This is a genomic window from Enterococcus sp. DIV0712 (assembly GCF_050554855.1).
GTDB lineage: Bacteria > Bacillota > Bacilli > Lactobacillales > Enterococcaceae > Enterococcus > Enterococcus faecalis.
Genome location: NZ_CP187333.1, coordinates 1,605,693 through 1,624,657 on the forward strand (window position 1 = coordinate 1,605,693; position 18,965 = coordinate 1,624,657).

At 35.5% G+C, this 18,965-nt stretch carries 18 protein-coding genes; 2 read left to right on the forward strand and 16 right to left on the reverse strand.

The annotated features are described in order from the left end of the window. Window positions 1-4: 4 nt before the first annotated feature. The 11 genes from IGL42_RS07720 to IGL42_RS07770 form a co-directional block, all read right to left on the reverse strand. Window positions 5-2,527, reverse strand: a complete 2,523-nt coding sequence (locus IGL42_RS07720) for an ATP-binding protein (RefSeq protein ID WP_104842592.1) — start codon at window positions 2,525-2,527, stop codon at window positions 5-7. 13 nt (window positions 2,528-2,540) lie between these two features. Next, window positions 2,541-3,227, reverse strand: a complete 687-nt coding sequence (locus tag IGL42_RS07725) for a TcpE family conjugal transfer membrane protein (RefSeq protein ID WP_104842591.1) — start codon at window positions 3,225-3,227, stop codon at window positions 2,541-2,543. A gap of 2 nt (window positions 3,228-3,229) precedes the next feature. Next, on the reverse strand, window positions 3,230-3,553 hold the full coding sequence (locus IGL42_RS07730; protein ID WP_104671124.1) for a TcpD family membrane protein: 324 nt from the start codon (window positions 3,551-3,553) through the stop codon (window positions 3,230-3,232). Further along, window positions 3,554-4,573: a conjugal transfer protein gene (locus tag IGL42_RS07735; RefSeq protein ID WP_104671123.1), complete on the reverse strand. Its 1,020-nt coding sequence runs from the start codon at window positions 4,571-4,573 to the stop codon at window positions 3,554-3,556. 15 nt (window positions 4,574-4,588) lie between these two features. Next, a complete protein-coding gene (locus tag IGL42_RS07740; protein WP_104671122.1) occupies window positions 4,589-4,951 on the reverse strand; it encodes a hypothetical protein in 363 nt (120 codons plus the stop codon). Further along, the gene (locus IGL42_RS07745) at window positions 4,948-5,433 is read right to left on the reverse strand and encodes an antirestriction protein ArdA (protein ID WP_104671121.1); all 486 of its coding nucleotides are present in this window, start codon (window positions 5,431-5,433) and stop codon (window positions 4,948-4,950) included. The genes IGL42_RS07740 and IGL42_RS07745 overlap by 4 nt, the downstream gene beginning before the upstream one ends. A gap of 12 nt (window positions 5,434-5,445) precedes the next feature. Further along, window positions 5,446-6,747, reverse strand: a complete 1,302-nt coding sequence (locus tag IGL42_RS07750) for an XRE family transcriptional regulator (RefSeq protein ID WP_104671120.1) — start codon at window positions 6,745-6,747, stop codon at window positions 5,446-5,448. Between the two features lie 428 nt (window positions 6,748-7,175). Further along, on the reverse strand, window positions 7,176-8,390 hold the full coding sequence (locus IGL42_RS07755; protein ID WP_414736164.1) for an FtsK/SpoIIIE domain-containing protein: 1,215 nt from the start codon (window positions 8,388-8,390) through the stop codon (window positions 7,176-7,178). 213 nt (window positions 8,391-8,603) lie between these two features. Further along, on the reverse strand, window positions 8,604-9,008 hold the full coding sequence (locus tag IGL42_RS07760) for a DUF961 family protein (RefSeq protein ID WP_104671118.1): 405 nt from the start codon (window positions 9,006-9,008) through the stop codon (window positions 8,604-8,606). A 16-nt stretch (window positions 9,009-9,024) separates the two neighbouring features. Next, window positions 9,025-9,345, reverse strand: coding sequence for a hypothetical protein (locus IGL42_RS07765; protein WP_104671117.1), 321 nt, complete (start codon window positions 9,343-9,345; stop codon window positions 9,025-9,027). Window positions 9,346-9,366: 21 nt separating this feature from the next. After that, window positions 9,367-12,033: a SpaA isopeptide-forming pilin-related protein gene (locus IGL42_RS07770; protein ID WP_104671116.1), complete on the reverse strand. Its 2,667-nt coding sequence runs from the start codon at window positions 12,031-12,033 to the stop codon at window positions 9,367-9,369. Between the two features lie 274 nt (window positions 12,034-12,307). On the opposite strand from IGL42_RS07770, the gene IGL42_RS07775 reads away from it, so the two are divergent. Further along, window positions 12,308-14,080 (forward strand): hypothetical protein, encoded by a 1,773-nt coding sequence (locus IGL42_RS07775; protein ID WP_104671115.1) that lies wholly within the window; start codon window positions 12,308-12,310, stop codon window positions 14,078-14,080. A 65-nt stretch (window positions 14,081-14,145) separates the two neighbouring features. Here the strand turns inward: IGL42_RS07775 and IGL42_RS07780 are convergent, their stop codons facing one another. From IGL42_RS07780 to IGL42_RS07800, 5 genes are all read right to left on the reverse strand, one after another. Next, window positions 14,146-14,790 (reverse strand): hypothetical protein, encoded by a 645-nt coding sequence (locus tag IGL42_RS07780; RefSeq protein WP_104671114.1) that lies wholly within the window; start codon window positions 14,788-14,790, stop codon window positions 14,146-14,148. A gap of 342 nt (window positions 14,791-15,132) precedes the next feature. Continuing rightward, window positions 15,133-15,480, reverse strand: a complete 348-nt coding sequence (gene rplS, locus IGL42_RS07785) for a 50S ribosomal protein L19 (protein WP_002357176.1) — start codon at window positions 15,478-15,480, stop codon at window positions 15,133-15,135. A gap of 143 nt (window positions 15,481-15,623) precedes the next feature. Next, on the reverse strand, window positions 15,624-16,364 hold the full coding sequence (gene trmD, locus IGL42_RS07790; protein WP_002381776.1) for a tRNA (guanosine(37)-N1)-methyltransferase TrmD: 741 nt from the start codon (window positions 16,362-16,364) through the stop codon (window positions 15,624-15,626). After that, on the reverse strand, window positions 16,354-16,878 hold the full coding sequence (gene rimM, locus IGL42_RS07795) for a ribosome maturation factor RimM (RefSeq protein WP_002360070.1): 525 nt from the start codon (window positions 16,876-16,878) through the stop codon (window positions 16,354-16,356). The genes trmD and rimM overlap by 11 nt, the downstream gene beginning before the upstream one ends. A 107-nt stretch (window positions 16,879-16,985) precedes the next feature. After that, window positions 16,986-18,347: an Nramp family divalent metal transporter gene (locus tag IGL42_RS07800; RefSeq protein ID WP_002360069.1), complete on the reverse strand. Its 1,362-nt coding sequence runs from the start codon at window positions 18,345-18,347 to the stop codon at window positions 16,986-16,988. Between the two features lie 196 nt (window positions 18,348-18,543). Here IGL42_RS07800 and IGL42_RS07805 point away from each other — a divergent pair, with 196 nt between their 5' ends. Continuing rightward, the gene (locus IGL42_RS07805) at window positions 18,544-18,918 is read left to right on the forward strand and encodes a VOC family protein (protein WP_002381774.1); all 375 of its coding nucleotides are present in this window, start codon (window positions 18,544-18,546) and stop codon (window positions 18,916-18,918) included. Window positions 18,919-18,965: the final 47 nt, after the last annotated feature.

The window sequence follows — 18,965 nt, forward strand, 5'->3', positions numbered from 1 at the left end:
CCTTCTATGCACTAAAGGCAGTTTCCACATCTGCACTTGAATTTTTCTTCACAGTTTGTAACATTTGATGTAATTCTTCATAGGGGCAATAGACCAACATTTTCCCAACACGTCCTCTTAAATCTAAATAAAGGCAATGATATTTAGGTAAATTCTTTAACCACTCGATGTTCTCTTCACTCACTTCTAACCCTAAATGGCGAAGAATTTCTTCTCGTTCATCTTTATCATCATAGGCAAAAATACGACCAAAATTCCCTGTATCATCTTCTTCTGCGGTATCTTTCACAGACTGTGTCACAATTATTAAAGTATTGTTAAAGCTTCGACCGACTCGACGCATGGATTTAATAATCGCTCGCCCATTTTTTGATGTGTTAAAAATCCAGCTTTCATCAAAAAGTACCACAGTGCTTTCTTCTCGATCTCGCAAACCAAACAATTCACAGAACTTTCCAATACACATCATTAACATGATCGATTTTCTTTGGGTAGCACTATAATCACTACTTGGTGTTTCTGCTCTAGGCATTTCTAATCCTAACACTTCCAGTACAGTCACTTTGTTATGAAGATTTAAGCCTTCATTTTCACCATAACTAAATGCCAATTCCAAAATAGACCCTTGAACGGATTTTTTGATTAAATTAGCAGTATCTCGGACTTCCTCATTGTCATTTTCTAACATGAAATCAACCACATTAAGAAGACCCACTCGTTCTCCATGATCTCGTTTCTTCAAAACAACTTCAATGCCTTCTAACATGGCTAGACGAGATTTCTTCTCTCTAGCACTAGTAAAGTCGTACAGTTCTTCAAATAAATCTTGTGCCATATCTTTTGCGGCAACTCGGTTCGGAATAAAACAAATAGGATCAAGAACTCCCTTATTACTCTCTTTATCTGGATCAAGGCGGACTTGGTGAAAATGTTGCTGAACGAATGCACACGTCTCAGGGTATTTTTTCTGATAAATTGGGTCATTGATCACTTCCATAATCCAATCAAAGAATTCTGATTTTGGATCAACATATAGTCCTTTTCCTTTCATCAATACGGAGAGAAAGAACACAAACTTAGCCAAATAAGATTTCCCATTTCCTGTGGGTCCTGTAATAGCAATGTGTGGACTATTCGCCTTTTTATCAGCGATATCGCTTTGATTGCCAATAGATGGATTAAAGAATACTGGCTTTCGACTGGTTTTTGCAATTTCTTTAGGCGTTAAATTCCGTGTATTTTTCAATTCTGAAACCATACCAATTGGAATGCCTACATTGTCCCCAATTCTATTTTCTACCCCTAGCATTAATTCACTGATTCCCTCTACTGTGGTGTAATGAATCCAATTTTTTTCGGGTCCTAACTTATTCCCAGACAAGAATTGATGAAACAGAAAAACTTGATCTGCTAACCCTTTGACAACATCCACATTGCGAGACTGGCAAAGAGAGAGTACCGTACGAATTCGACTGCGACACTCTTCTGGCGTTTGCCCAAAGACACCAAAAAGTCCCAACCATTTAATGACCGGGACTCGTAAATCAATTTTATTATTTAAATCAGTCAGAGCATACCGATTAAACCGACTGGATTTCATTTCAGCATCACCCATGGATAGGGTTTCTTTTGCACTATTCTTTAAGCGTTTGGATGCTCTAGAAGATTTTCCTTTTAATCCTTTGCCTCCTTTCAAGGGCTCAAAATGTGCCTTCAACCGAAACTCTACTGGAAAAGGCAGGCTTTGAATTAGCTCTGCCACATGATTAAATGCCAAATTCGGCGCAAATTTATGAATTGGTAATAGCGCAATGTAGCTAGTTCCTTCTAAACTTCGTAACTTCAACAAGCCTTGTTCCTCTGTAGGATCAAGAATCGTATCAGTTAGTGAATACCCCTCTTTTTCAATAAAATCACTATCAAAAGAGGTATTCATCCCACGAACATAGGGATAGCGACAAACTTGTAATACTTCTTTTTCAGTTAATCTCCGACCATTAATCGCCCCAACTAACTGAAAGACTTCTGTTTCAATGATACGATAGCGTGCCAAAAAATCCTCGTCAATGGTCATATGATACTGCATAATTGCTAAAAGTTTGCCTGCATAATAATCCACCAATTCCATTATTTTGCCTTTAAGGGAAGTGGCAGACGACAGACTAGACAGCTTCACACCTATATAAAATTTCTCTGTTGTAATCACTCGTAACTGACTTTCTAATTCAGACAAAGTGCGATCAATTAAGGCATTCCCCATGTCTTGAGCTTGTTCATCAAAGCTTTTAGAAAAAGCAGATAATCGCTCATTAAGATTATACGAATGGGGATTAAGAAATAACTCAAAATCTTCAAAACGCCACAGACTTTGAAGAAACTGGCTCCACTTCCGTTTATGTTTTTCTTGTACTTCTTTATTCTGACCAATGACATACTCACTAGGACACGTAAAATATGCCCATACCTCATTTTCTGTCGTAATTAACACATTCTGATAAACTTTATGAAAAGGCTGTTTTAATTTCATACTTTTCCTCCTCTTACAATAATCGAGTGATTCGTTTACGTATGGATTGCTTGATTACTGATTGATATTGCTCTTTCAACTTGGGTACCTCTGTCAGTGGAAGCAATCCATCCACATATTGTCGATGAAGGGTCTTTTTCATAAGTAATACCTCATCATCTGTTTCAAATAATTCATAGAATCCTTCTTCTCTTGCCTGTATCGACTCAAATTCATGGATGAGTTCTGGAACAATGACTTCTTTTATTTCTTGTTTCACTTGATCAACGGTTACCGTACTCATAGTTTTTGCTTCCTCCTTTATCATTAATTGACTCACCGTACAACGGTGATAAATAATTTTATCTTGTTTCATTGTTTGGAGCTGCTCATGGTATAACACCTGATGTTTCAGGACATATATCACAAAATAGCTCAGGTAATCTTTTAAGAAAATGTCGGCTCGTTTACCATCTGGTTCTACACGATTAAACAATTGAACCAACCCATAAGGAATCGCAATAGAGACCATAATCACTAGCTGATTCATTCCAAATAAAAGCAATAAGCAGCTGAAAACCAGCCCAAAGCTCACAGTAGCGACAGTAAAATCTTGCGCATAGACCACAAATGGTAAATTGACATTTTTTGCAATTTCTCGAATCATATAAGGGGCATTAAACGGTTCACGATAATCTAAAATCTGTTTCTCTCTGTACATGGTTATAACCCAAAATAGCTTTTTAGATTAGACAATGAGTTTAGAATACTTGCAGGGTCTTTAATCACGGCATAAATAATGCCACCAAAAAACAGAATCGCAAAGCCTTGTATCCATTTTGAATTCATAAATTCTTTAATGACTAAATAAACAACAACGACACCGAAAATGGGAGCAATCCAATCATTTAAAATGTAGTTGCTGGCTTCTTTTGCGTTCGCATCGGCATAAGCCGAAGATGCAGTTGAAAAGAATAAGAAAACTGCATTACAAATAGCAGTGAGTTTCATTTTCAAAATCTGTTTTTTAGAATAAAGTTGATTCATTTAAATTCCTCCTAAATAGTGTCGTAATTTTTCAATAAAATACGTATTGTCTCGGTGTTTTAGTCCTAATGTCATCGTTTCTATATGATTACTTTTGGTCTGTCCATCCACTAGTTTGAACGTAACAAAGACGACAATCTGTTTCTCTTTTATCAAGGGTTCAATCGCTGCATCTGTAATTTGATAATCACTAGTCAATAACTCTGGCTCTTTCATCAAAAAGCTCATGTCTTCTATCGAATCTGAAACATATTTTTCAAGAAAAGCTTGCACAAAACTGGTAATTGCTTTTTCTTCTTTATTCTCTAGTCGTTGGTACTGAGATCGATCAATTATTGCTTGAAGTGCCTTTCCAGATGTTAACGAAGGTTCCTTTGAAAAATAAGGATACGCAGTAACTTTAAACGATTGATTGTCTAATTGAACAAAAGGAATATTGAGTAACGTTTTTACTTCACTTTTCTCGTAATCGATGTATTTTTCTTTGACTGTTACTTCTTTGTCACCTTCTTTTTTCTTCACTTCTCGTTCTTTTGTGATGGGTGTTATAATTTCATAAGCAATCTTATATTTTGCAATCGTTTGTCCCTGCTCACTTACCAAATCATAAAAATCAGCAGAAAGTAATTTTCTCTCAAGCCCTGTATTTTTCTCTTCTTCCTGCTCAAAGTTAAAATAGGTATCCTGTAACGTATTAAGTCTTTCTTCAAATGCTTTTTGATCAGCTGGAATCGAGATATAAGTAGTAATAAAAGGATGTAAGAACTGCTTATATAATTCAGATACAACAGGCGTACTCGTATTTTTCGACAGTTCTTCTTGGATAGTTTTGGTTAATGCTGTTTGTTCACTTTTTATCCTTCCTTGGATCTTGAAAGACTGAAACAACGCAATTGGACCACTTACTACTAAAAAAAGTGTCAGGATCAGAACACTCAGACGAACAGTTCGGATATTTGCCGCTTTTTCTTCTTTTGGAACAACTGGCTTTGGTTGTTTTTTCTCTTTTATAAAGTTCATGGAGTCACTCCTTTTTTAATGTAAAAAAGAGAACCCCTTTAATAAATAAAGAAGTTCTCTTGTAGAAAGCTGAATCCCGTAAATTTTCAAACGACTAGGTTGGGAGCTAAACAGATAGGTTGCTTTGTAAAAATCGTAGGAAAAGCCACGATATAAACCAGTCTCACTAAAGCGCTCCAATCCTTCAATATAAAGACTCGTATTCTTTGACAACATTCGTTCAAAACACAGTTCCCTTTTAGGCTGAAACACTAAATTCTCTTGTTGTGTCATTTTCTTAACGGTAAGAAATTGTCGGGCTTGTCGCTCAGGGATTTTCCCTTCCAAGCAAATAAATCCATAATGTTTCAATTCCTCGGCTAATTGTTTCTGGTTCATGTCATAACCTCAATAATGGTATTGTCACTTGCTTGATAGAGCCTGCCATCTTGACGTAAATCTTCTCCAATCCCTTCATAGTCAATATTCCATTTGATAATATCGGGTACGCCAGAGAGATAACCAAGATCATCCATTAATTGTTCCGCATAATCCTTGTAAGAATAACAATCAGAATAGACTTGAATTTCATCAATCTGTTCAAAAGCATTTAAAATATCATTGAAAAACCCATAATCAACCAGTTCACCTAAATAGTTAATCGCAGGGTGTCCATTGTGTTCATCCAATTGTTCAGCAACTTCATTCATTTCATTAAAATTTTCATAATGAGGAATTGTAAAAGGTGCCATATAGTCCGTTATCAAATGTTCTTGCCCATCATCTAAGCCGATTTTTTCTTTCACTTCTTCCCAGTCAATGGGTAATTCAAACCATCGTCCTTTATTAGCGTGGAGATTTTCAATATATAATTCAATCATTTCATTCACCTCTTATTCAAATAAAAATTGAGCTAGCAATTGTTCCACTTCTTGTTGTGTAACAGATACAGTTTTAGAGGATACAACTTCTTCCTCTTCTTGTATTAACAACTCTTTAATCGTTGTGGTTAGCTTTGCCAACTCCTCTTGATCTTTTTCTTTCAATTCTGCTTGTTTAATCCGAGTCATTAATTCATCTGTACCAAAGGTTTGGTCCATAATCCAAATTTTCTTTAACGTTGGGGCAAGATAATTGGAGAGCCAACGTAATGACTTTTCATAACTCGGTTTCTCTCCTTTCATGGTCAGCTTCAGTTCTTGCATACTTTCAATGACCATTCGCCAGTTGGCGCTGTATTGAGTACGCAACCCAGCTTCATCACAGTCGTAAACTTTGATTGCAGTATCAATTAGTTCTTTGCCAACCCATTCCAGTGTTTCACCAGTAGATAATAAATATTCAACAAAGAGATAGGCTTTTTCATCCGCTAATCGGATCTCATAACGATTCTTAATGCCATACTTTTGACGAGCCATTTCTACAGATATTTCTTCTTTTTTCGCTAATTCGTAATCTTTTTGATAGAAATTCAAATAGAATGGTGATTGACGTGAGCCAAAATATAGAGACAGACCTTTATTTGAACGTTGCCCATTTTTCACAACAATTCCCCCAGTAAAATCGAAGTTACGAAACGTTGTGTCCACTAATCCTTGTTCGTATTTTGCTTTCAGTTCAAATAAATCATAGCTTGGATATAGCAATGAAACCTGCTCATCCAGTGCCAAATCTATTCTAGTGATTTTTGTATCAATCATCCGATGATTATCAAAAAGATTCGTCTCATATAGTCGCCAAAAGAACTCTGTCCATGTTTCTTGTTGCTCTTCCAACACTAGCTCATACTCACGACACCCTCGACCTCGTAATTCAATCATGACACCCATGTCTAAGTTTTCAGGATTAGCGAACACAAATATTTCACTAAAACAATAGGTTTCTGTATAGTGGTTAAACCCATAATTTTTATAAATAAATACCTCTGGATTCATTCGTAATACCTTTTCAATGACTTGATCTGGGGCATGAATCTTAAATCGAATCCGAAGAAAATCAATTTTCGCCTGCATTGGAAGAATCCCACCTTCTAAACAAAATGTTTGGTTGATTCGTTCAATAGCAGTTTTGTTTATGGTGCGTTTCCCTGTTTCAATCATGGATAAATAAGATTTACTCCAGTGAAGCTTGTCTGCAAATTGCTGTTGGGATAACCCTAGTCGATTGCGTAATTGTCTGATTTCTTGATTGGTCATTTTTAGCCTCTTACCTTTCTTGTAGTTCACAAAATCAATCCAAATCGTTCACAAGTTTAACTATCCATTCAAGCTAGGTTACATAAGGATTTCTGATGATTTTGTATCCATATTTTTAAAAAGTTACCCCCATGTTATTAAGCGGGGGTAACAGGTTAGAGCGAGCGTTGCTCGCCCTAACCACTACACAGTCACAGACAGGACACCTGCCTGTTCCTTTTCGTTCTACCGCCACCCGTTAAGACGAGTGGCTTTCACAAGGAAACCTTGTTCATAGACGAAGTAGTCCATATCAGCTCCTTCCATCCGCTGAGGCAACGAAAAAAGGAAAACGAAACACACTTCTTTTCCTTTCCCTTTTTTCATTGAAATGTGTTGGTTTCCCATATACTTTATTGGTTACTGTTTCTCAATATACTTTTAGGTAGTTACTCTGAGTTCTTTACCTCAAAGGCTTCTTGCGCTTCTTCAATTTCCTCCTCAGTCGGATCAACCTCTCTGGTATCTAATAGTTTCATCGATTCAATCTTTTCAAATTCTTTTAAAAAGTTATAGCCTTTAGGAACAAATGGCGCATAGAATTCTCTCGGTACAGCTGAACCATCATCCACATACCCTCTTCCTTTTATTGGTTTATTGATGAACGCTTTATTTTTTTGATCCGATCCAAAAGTCATGTAATATCCCTGTTCTTGAAGCTTTCCAACACTCACTCGAAACAGAATATTATCTCGAATCCCTCCACCAAAGTTCTCTGCATCAGGGCGTTGTGTTGCAAGAATTAAGAAAACACCTGCTTGACGAGCCTTCAATACCAATTCTTTGATATACCCTAAAATTTCATCCTGCTCTTTATAATTTAGGGTTCCAAAAAACGCCGCCCACTCATCAACGATGATGAAATAAGGTGGAATATCGTAATAAGCAAAATTCTTACCTGTTGTATAGGTTGGAAGAAGCTTCATGTAAACATAACGGCGATTCATTTCTGCCACAGCATTTTTTAAACAACGAGTGATCCATTTTGTGCCAGTAAAGATATGCCCCTTGAATAATTTAAGGTCTTGTAAATCCTTTAAATCAGCTTCTTTTGGATCACAAATATCAACAGTTCCCACCTTCACTAACGCTTGAATCAATGTCAAAATCAGGTAGGTCTTGCCTCCACCGGTGCCTCCTGTAATCAACATATGCGGCACTTCTGCATAATCCCAAACCACACCATCCATCAATTTGAGTTGACCATTTGTGACAACACAATCCGAAATGGTAATTCGTTTACTAATGACATCAATCATCAAGGAATAGGTTGTAAAGCCCATTTCTTTCTGTACATTGATAAAATCAGCAATGTACATTTCTTCAAAGGTTTTCGCAATCTTTTCAAACCGATCATGCCATTTCATTCCATCTGTCGGAACCGTTAAATAAAGAATTTCCTTGGTATTCCGATAGTAGACTTTAGGGAAAATCATCTTTTCTGTGGTTTTTTCATTTGATTTTCGTTCTTTTTTGTCATACAAGCCATTGCTTTTTAGCATCCGCGCTAACATCTGACGTTGATAGGCTCGATAAAAGAACCCACCTTTGAGAAAAGATTGTCTTCTCCCCCATAAACAAATGAACAACGGAAGTAAGAGCAATAAAAAAAGCCCTCCAACTGGAAGAAGGAGAGCAGCATAATCTATTGGTTGTTTTTCAGAAAATTTAGTTACAAATGGATATAGTCTGAAATAGCCATATGCAGAACTAGCAAAAAGCGCTGGAGACCACATACCCAACAAGTAATAACAGTACAGATTCAAGTGATACGGACGGATTCTGATGCCTCTGTAGTTTAGAAATTTCATCTCTTATTACCCTTGTGCCGTTCCAGCTGGCTTTTGTTTTTCAGGTTTCTGATGTAGTGCTGCTACCTTTTTAATTCCACCAGCTCGAATTTTAAAGGCTTGTTCTGATTGAATTGAATCATTGTACCCTGCATAAGAAGATAACCAAGCTAAAGCAGTCACCTCACCTGTTAGTTCAATTTCATCATCATAAGAGAATGATGTTAAGTCGGCAGCTTCTGGTAGTGCAATATCAATTTGGTCATTTTTTGCTTCTGAATAGACCGTTACACGCTGTTCCCTCACCATTTCTGTTCGGTTGCCTTCACTATCATTTTCATAGATGGACTGAGCGCTTAAATAATAACAGGTTCCAAATGTTTTACTGATATCAAAATCCTTAATCGTATTTTCTTCAAATTTTAAACTCATTTGTTTTTCCTCTTTTCTAGTTTAGTGTAATTAACTGTTTGGCAAAGACTTGTAATTCTAACGTTCGACTGGCAGTTCCAATGTTATTTCTTTTGGCACTAGGAACCAGTGTTGCATCCTTTAATTCCACTTCTTTTCTTCCATCAAACCGCTGTGAGTTTCTTAAATTTGGTATAATAATCTCAAAATCTGGATGCAGTGCAGATGAAGCAGTGAAAATGCGACAAGGGATTCGTTTTCCTTCGACATAAATTTCTCGTTCTTCTTTCACTGTAGCTTTGATTTTAGTACCAAGTTGTTGATCCTTTAATGCAATACTCGTGACACGATTGGACATAATTGATTCCTTCTTTCATTCTTATTTTGTTTTATTTCCCTGTTTTTTCTTTTCATAAAAGTAATAGCTAGCAACACCAAGCAGTAGCAAGCTTCCTAGCACAATTCCTAAAATAGACGTTGTTTCACCTGTTTGCGGTAAACTTCCTTTTTCGTTTTGAATGAGTTGATTGGTCATGGTACATTTGACGATCTCACCTTCTTCCTTTATTTCAAATTGAATCGGTGTTTCGTCTAATTGATAACCTGATGGGGCATCAAATTCTTGGAAATAGTACACACCTTTTGGTAATTTTTCAAAGGTAAATTGACCTTGGTTGTCTGTTTTCCCTTCAATCACTACTTTTTTATCTTTATCGAGAATACGAATACCAGTATTTGGTAGAGTTTTTCCATCCGATACGTCTGTTTTTGTTAATTCTGCATTCCCTTTAACCAAGTGGTTTTTAAGCTCCAGTAACACGATTGGCTCATCTTTTGTAGGTTTCTTAGAATCTGGCTCTTCGGTCTGCTCAATACTTTCCTCTTCTTCACTTGTTTCTTCATTCATTGTTTCACCAAAAAGTTTACCTTTACTATCATAGGCTTGAACGCCTTTTAGTGTAGAGATAATTTGATAGGTTTCAGAAGAACCTACATAATCCTCAGAAGATGGTCGCTTCTCTTTCAAATAGAACGTTCCTACAGGTACATTCGTGAACGTAGCTAAAGAATCCTTATTGACTGTGACTGTTTGAATCACTTCCTTGTCTTCCGTTTCCAGAGTAAAAATAGCACCCTTGCCATTTCCAGTGAAGGTAAAATTATAGCCATTTTTTTCTTCTAACATTGCTTCTTCATTTACTTTCTTTAATGAAAACTGATTAAAATGAAGTTTATTTAACAGTGGTAGTGATTCATCCTCCTGATTGTCTTTCGATGCATAAATATCAATCACTTTTTCTGTTTCATGATCCGCTGCCGTAAACTCAAATTCATGATGCGTGGTATCAATCTCATGGGTTTCTCCAGCATCCAATTCTTGAATATAATACTTGCCTTCCATCAGTTGACGATTAGAAAAAACAAGCTCCCCTCCATTAACCGTTCCAAATGCTAATAAAGCATTAGCTGGCACAGTGGTGTTGTCAGTCATGGTATATTCTTGGTTCGTAAATAAGCCAAATACTTTGTCATTCGCTTTCACTTCCTCTAATACTGGCTTACTTCCCTCCCACTCCTGAATCTGTTCTTCATTTTTATGAACAGTGATTTTTAACTGTTGAAAGTCATTCTTTGCTTCAAGTGATTGAGAAACGAGCTCAACATTTTGCCCTTCATAGGTAAATTCAAAAGGTAACGGTGCTTTATTGATCAGATAGCCAGCAGGCGCTTCGGTTTCAATAGCTTCATATTTTCCTAAATATAGCTTAGGCATATTGATTAATTCACCATTTGTATCTGTTTTGACAGTTGCAACAACACTTCCTTTTTTAGCATGAACATAATCACCTACTTTAATGTCTTCACGAGCTTTAATCATAAACGTTACATCGGCTAGAGGAACATAATTAAAGGTAATATCATGTAGCTGTCCATAGTCAGAATCCTTAGTAGTAACAGTGGTTGCTTTCTGACCTGTCTTTTTCAATTTTAATAATCCTTGTTGAGCTTTGTTTCCAAACACCACTTCGATTGTTTTATTCGGTTCAATTGTGATTTCTTTTGATTCCCCCTTATTCACGAACCCATTACTAGCAGTAACCTCCGTAATTTTTACTTTCGTACCTGCTTTTAATCCATCAATTTGAGCAAGACCATCCATATCAGTCACCAATTCTTTTGTCTGTCCATTATACTCAAATTTCATTTTCGTATTAGGCACAGCTTTCCCAGTATCTTCATCCACTTTTTTTAATTTTATATTCCCATTTAAGTTCACTTTGATTGCTAGATTCATTTCTCCAGCATTGGATAATTTAAATGTGGCTACAGTCTGTTCACCGGGTTTCTTATAGATGAAGCTTTGCCCCACTTGATCTTTTGGCACCATACTGTACTGAAGCTTCCCAGACTCTCTAGAACTAGCCGTAGCAGTTAATTTTAACGTATTTCCACTCTTTTCAACTTGTAGATTTGCTGAATTTTCTAAAAGATTCCCATATTTTGATAAAACATTATTTGTATCTTTTAGCGTAATAGACTCACCAACATTTAAGGTGAGGTTCTGATTCGCAAAACTTGGCTTAATTTTATGGTTGACTACCTTTTTTAGAATTTCATTTTTTCGATTGGCATAGTTTGGAAGCTGAGTGCTCAATAATGTATCACCAAACTCTTCCCAAATGATGTTTTGAGTAATCCCATAATTTTCCATTGTAGGGCTAATTTGATAGCCATAATAGGAAATCAAAGATAGCCGTTCTTTTTCTGCACTATTTAGCTCAGAAGGTTCAAATCCTGATCCACCATTCAGTAGAACACCGTGTTCAATACAAAAAGCAGATTGATTATCTACCTTAATCATGTGCACACCATTATCTGTCCAGTGCTGACCACCTAAAGATGCAATATGCCAAGTTGAAACGTAATTTCCAATCTTCTCATAATTAACAGTAGCTGCAAAAGCCGTAATAGGGGTAATAAAAAAAGCAATCATCACTGTGAGAACACCCACTAGCGAGATTGCTTGACGTTTTTTCTTATTCATTTGTTTTCCTCCTAATTAATATATAGCATTGTTTTTGTTTTCGGTGGTGATCTTATTTTATTTTTCATTCTCTCCTTTTCCAATCTAGAAATGACTAGGATAATATATTTTTATTTATCATAAAAATCCTTATTGTTTAACGAATATCTATTCAGTATACTGTTATCATAGAGTTAGAAATATAACGAGGTGACTTAAACTGAATAATTTAAAATATAAAATTGGCAAATTAAAAAGACAGATATTGATTAAATACTACGCTAAAGAAGCCAAAATGAAATATCCACTACTGTTAATACGATATAGATTAGGTCTATTACTAGAAATTGCTTTCGTAATGATACTAGTCTTAGTTTTTTTTAATATTATTGACGTTTTTGATTATCCTCTACTAGACAAATTTACTAAGTTAATCGATTTGAAAGACGAACAATTAGCAAGACAGATTGTCTTTTCTCAAGTAAGCCTATCATTCTTAATTTTATCTTTATTATCTTTCCTAACTAATTTAAAAAAAGACAAAATTTTAGGCACTTCTATCTATCGTATCATTTTTTCTTATTCAATATTTGGAAATCTAACAATGTTATCTGGAGCAGTTTTCAGCTTATTATTTGCAAACATTTTAATCTATTTTAACGATCCTAAATCTGCTGTGATTCCTTACAATTTTTTAGTAACTATGATCTTATTATCTGTATACATCTTAAAAATTATTATTTTCACGAATAATCAGAAAAAATCTATTAACAAAATAAGTACGCTTTACTACACGAAAAACATTCGTATAGTTAAGCATAACTTCATCGAACATAATAAGACTTACCAAACACCTCAAATTATCTTTGACCTAATCGAAGATACTGAACGAAAGATTCGGAAAAATGACATTGAGTATATTATTAATTTTCAAATTTATTCACAGTTGAGTAACCTAACTTTAAGAAACTACAGAAAGAAAGTCCAAGAAAATTATACAGAGAAGTATAGAAAAAAGGACGACATTACCACTATTTGGATCAGACAAATTTCAGTTCTAATTGATTGTAATCTTTTGGCTCCAGCTATAAAACAGTATTGCGAAATTCTAATTATCCTTATAAATAACAGTGTATTTTTAGAGAGCCATGAGCTGAATGGAATACTCAGTAGAATTTTAAAACACTTCAAGAATAATTCTAATATAGAGGAGTTTGTGCACCTTGAAGATCAACTCTACAGAGCAATGAATTTAACTATTCGGTACACATACTTTAAATTGAATAATGATTTTTCTTACACTAGACTCGGAAAACATAATCTCATCCATATGTTCGGAACGAATGCAAATTTTTATAAAGAATACTATCAAATTATATGGGAAAGCAGCGAGCTTTCAAAAACTAAAAAAAGAAAAATGACATATGAACTAATCGAAAATATTAGAATGTTCTCATATGAAATTGACAGCCCTTTCCACTATAACTTTCATAGTATAAATTCTCACTACTACAGTATATTGGAAAAAGAAAGAGAAAATTTAGATGGAGATTTAGAGTTAGTTGGTATCCCTTTAGGCTTACTTCTTCATGAAGCTATTTTAAGAAAAGACTATGTGACAATCTACCATCTGCTATTTGATTTTAATATAAACTCTATATATTATTCATGTTTGACGGTTGTCCCAAGACTCATTTCACAATACTTAAATAGCTCTAAAGATAATAAGTATCTAGAAGATGTAATCAAAATTTTATTGATAAAACTTGAAGGTTGGGATAGTTATAAACTAAAAATCAACAAAAACAAAGTTATTCAAAATGAAACTAAGGATAAACTTTATTCAACATTTTTTTTCCATCCATCCGATGTAAAGAGTTTAAATATTGTGTATCAATCGATTCAAATGAAGAAACATAATATAGATATAAAAAGCGTTAATAATAAAAATTTGAAAAAAATTTATGGGATTGTTATTAATGACAGTGAAAATGCATCACTGAAACATAGATGGTCCGAAAATCAACAAGAAATTATTGAGCTTTATCATCCCAAAATACCAGAATAGAAGTCAATTAGCTCAAATAGAAAAGCATCCTCATTTGAGAATGCTTTTTTGTCATTGAAAATTCTTTACTTGAAATTCCTAATTAATTTCTCAATCTTGATTTCTCTATAATCAAAACCAATCTCTTTCATCAATTCTTCCCAAGACTTCCCAGTTTTCCTCATAATTGTATCCACTGATGGTAAATATTCTGAATTCGCTCTGTTTCTAAACTCGTTCATTGATAAACTCTCTTCCAAACCTAATCGAATAATCTCATTTCTTAACTCAAAAAGAAGTTCAAAATTTGAGAATGATTCTTCTGCTTCTCTTTTAAAGAAAGGTTTAATATCATCAAATCGTTTTTTCAAAGTATCTAGAGAAGGAACAGCTTTATTTCCAACAGTGCTTCTCTCGTAAGATCTTTGAGAACGTACTCCTTCTTCTTTAATAAATGTTACAACAATTTCTTTCAATTCATCATTGGGTATTTTCGACCAACAATATCTCTCTAATCTATTTTCACCTAATTGAATCAGTAATTTATCCCAAGATCCAAAGCGTTCTTTGATAAACCACAAACTAGGAACTTCTTTAGGAAATTCTTTTAATTTTTGCTGATATTTTCTTACGGAATCAATGTGATGTTTTTCAATAAATTCCGAAATAACCTGCATTAGTTTCAAATCACTTTCATGCTTCCAAATTACTCTCTTATCATCATTTTTCATAATAGATGTCTCCTTAACTATATTATAGAGAATATAGTTCTATCATCCTTTTTAGCAACCGCTAGGTACGCGTCGGCTTATGTCTCCCTTCTTAGCAAGTCAACCTCAACCTTGCTAAATTCGGAGGTTCGTATTGGTATTTTCGGATGACTTTTGTCGTCAGCGTAATCGTTAAATTTAGCCCACTTTTGACTACCTATGTCGTCAAAATGGGACAATCTAGGACAATTACAGACTAAAACACCTTTTTTTACGAAATTTAGGAATAAAGACAAATAGAAAAAGCCCTTGATAGACAAGGACTTTTCACATTCGAAATTTGATAGACAGTCAGAGACTTTCTTATCTTCTGATTTCTTTGATACGAGCTGCTTTTCCGTGTAATGCGCGTAAGTAGTAAAGTTTTGCACGACGTACTTTACCGTAGCGAACCACTTCAATTTGAGCAACACGTGGTGTGTGTAATGGGAATGTACGTTCCACACCAACACCATTTGAAACTTTACGTACTGTGTAAGTTTCGCTGATTCCAGCACCACGGCGTTTAATTACAACACCTTCGAATAACTGGATACGTTCACGAGTACCTTCGACTACTTTCGCATGAACGCGAACAGTGTCACCAGGGCGGAACGCAGGAATATCCGTACGTAATTGTTCTTGTGTTAATTCTTGAATTAATGGATTCATTTTATCCTTCTCCTTATTCCCAAATATTCTTATGGTCACTTCTGCCACAGCGGAATATTGTAATAGTTAGAGCGCATTGCACTCACCAAATTAGTTTACCACAGACAAAATAAGCTGTAAAGAGAATTTTCTTGAAAGTTCCCTTATTTTTGCTCTTCTTGTTTAATTTCCTCTAATAACTTCAACATTTCAGGCGTCATTTCTACTGATTCCAACATGTCAGGTCGACGTAAAAAGGTCCGTCGTAATGATTCTTTTAGTTGCCATTCTGCAATTAATTTATGGTTACCATTCGTTAGCACGGCAGGGACTTCCATATCGTTGAAAATAGCAGGTCTGGTATATTGTGGATGCTCTAATAGGCCAGTGGAATGTGAATCCGTTTGTGCAGAAAGATTGTTACCTAAGACATCAGGTAATAAACGGACTGTCGCATCAATCATGACCATTGCGCCTAATTCGCCCCCTGTTAAAACGTAATCCCCCAATGAAACTTCATCTGTGACCATCGTGCGAATTCGCTCATCATAGCCTTCATAATGTCCACAAATAAAAACTAAATGTTCTTCTTGTGAAAATTCCTCGGCCATTTTCTGATTAAACGGTTTTCCTGCTGGATCTAATAAGATGACCCGTTTTGGTTGCTGGTTTGTCTCTTCTTCAATTGCCTTTAGGTTATCATAGATCGGTTGTACTTTTAAAAGCATCCCCGCGCCACCGCCATACGGATAATCATCGACCGTTTGGTGTTTGTTATCTGAAAAATCGCGAAAATTAGAGACATTCAATTCTAATAACTGCTTTTCCCGAGCTTTCCCAATAATTGATTCCCCCATTGGTCCTTCAAACATTCTAGGAAAAAGAGTTAATACATCAATTCTCATCGTCAATCAATCCTTCTGGAATGTCCACATCAATCCGTTGATTTTCGACGTCGACTTTTGTAACAACGCCTTCAATATACGGTAAAAGTAAATCTTTTTTCTTTGGTCGTTGGACGACCCACACATCATTCGCACCAGGAGATAAAATTTCTTTAATTTTTCCCAGTTCACTGCCGGTTTCATCGTAAACAGTAGCACCAATGATTTGGTGATAATAAAATTCGTCCTCTGCCAATTCAGCGAGATTGTCTTTTGCAACTTTTAAAATACCGTCACGATATTTTTCAACATCATTGATATTTGGATGTCCTTCAAAGCTTAAAATGTCAAAATTCTTATGCTTGCGGTGGGACTTCACGACCAATTCAATTGGTGCTTTTTTCTCTTGAAATAGCAGTAAGGTTGCTCCTTTTTGATAACGTTCTTCTGGAAAATCCGTTTTCGAAATGACCCGAACTTCTCCTTTGATTCCTTGTGTGTTCACAATTTTTCCTACATTTAAATAATCTGTCACGTGAAAGCCTCTCTTCCTTGTATTTCATCTTTCCTATTCTACCATTTCTTACGCGCAAATTCTATGAAAAAACAAAGGCCAACTTTTCCAGTCAGCCTTTGTTTTTATTAATTCGTTAAACCAGTTAATGTGCCATAAATTAAAAATAAATTCAATAACGTCAAGGCAATAGCAATAATCCAAGCTAAAAATTTCACCCACGCTGGATTCGCAAATTGGCCCATTAATTTTTTATCACTTGTATACATCGTTAAAGGAATAATCGACACTGGCAAAGCAATACTTAGGAAAACTTGCGTATAAAGTAACAAGTCTTCAACAGCCGTTTCGCTACCGCCATAAATAATGACACAGATAATGACTGGCACAATTGCTAACAAACGAGTTAACACTCGTCTTGCCCACAACGGCATTTTTAAATGGATAAAGCCTTCCATTACAATTTGTCCTGACAGCGTACCTGTAATCGTTGAATTTTGACCCGAAGCCAGTAAAGCAATTGCAAAAAGAATACTTAACACGGGGCTAGCAATATTACCAACAATATCTGGATTTTTCAGAGCATCAAATAAATCAACAAATTTACCTAATTCACTGTTGGTTCCATAAAATAATGCTCCTCCTAAAATTAACAACAAACAATTTACGACAAAAGCGACAGTTAATTGAATATTTGAATCCCAAGTAGTGAAACGAATTGCTTTGGCTTTCTCAGCATCATCGTTACGATCAAATTTCCGTGCTTGCGCAATGGAAGAATGCAAATATAAGTTATGAGGCATGACTGTCGCTCCAACGATCCCCAAGGCTAAAAATAACATGGATTTATCTGTCGCTATTTTTGTGTCTGGAATAAAACCTCGTAATACTTCACCAACATTTGGATCTGCTAATGCCACTTCATAAGCAAAAACAAAAAAGATGACTGCAATTAAACAAGAAACAATTGCTTCGATTTTGCGAAAGCCTAACTTTGTCAGTAGCAAAAGTAATAAAACATCAAACGTTGTTATCAACACACCAATTAATAATGGAAAACCAAATAATAATTGCAAAGCAACGGCACCACCAATTACCTCAGCGATATCTGTTGCCATTATGGCTAACTCCGTCACCACCCACAAGGCAACGCCCGTTCGTTTACTTGTATGCTCTCTAGTTGCTTGCGCTAAATCCATTCCTGTCACGATTCCTAAGCGTGCAGCCATACTTTGTAGTAACATGGCAACTAAACTAGAAAGTAAAATCACACTAAGTAACGTGTACTTATATTCCGCTCCGCCAGCAATTGACGTAATCCAATTTCCTGGATCCATATAACCAACAGCCACTAAAGCGCCAGGTCCGCTATAGGCTAACAAAGTTCGCCAAAAGCTTGCGTTTTTAGGTACCTCGACGGTATTATTTATCTCTTCTAAACTAGGTCCATTTGCATAATTAAGCATTTTTTCCGTTTTCTTTTCTTTCATCCAACATCCCTCAATCTATCTTGTTCACACATTTCACTTTTAGGTATACCTAAAACTAGTTAACATAATTATAGTCTTCTTATTCTTCGTTGTAAACTGTTACATTCTAATTTTTTAAGCACTTTCGCTATAAATCGTTTGGTTTTTACCAAAAAATCCCTTACACTTATTTTATCATAGATCGGAGGTTATGAGGATGAAGTTAGATATGGTCGGTATTATCGTCAACGATATGACACAAGCACTCTCTTTTTACCAAACGCTAGGTTTTAACGTGCTGGGAGAAGCTTCGCCTGATTACACAGAATTACAAAACAATGGCGTCAGGATTTCTTTAAATTCACTACAAATGATTACTGGTGTCTATGGGTTTGCGCCTAGCCAGCAAGGCGATAAAATCGAACTTGCTTTTCTTTGTGAAACGGCCGCAGAAGTTGATAACACCGTGAAAAAAATGAGCCAAGCTGGTTACATTGTTTTTAAAGAACCTTGGAATGCACCTTGGGGCCAACGATACGCAATCATTAAAGACGTGGATGCAAATTTAATTTCACTCTTTGCCCCTCTATAATATTACTAAAAAATGCGCCACTTTCGTTTCTTTTACTCTCTTTCGAA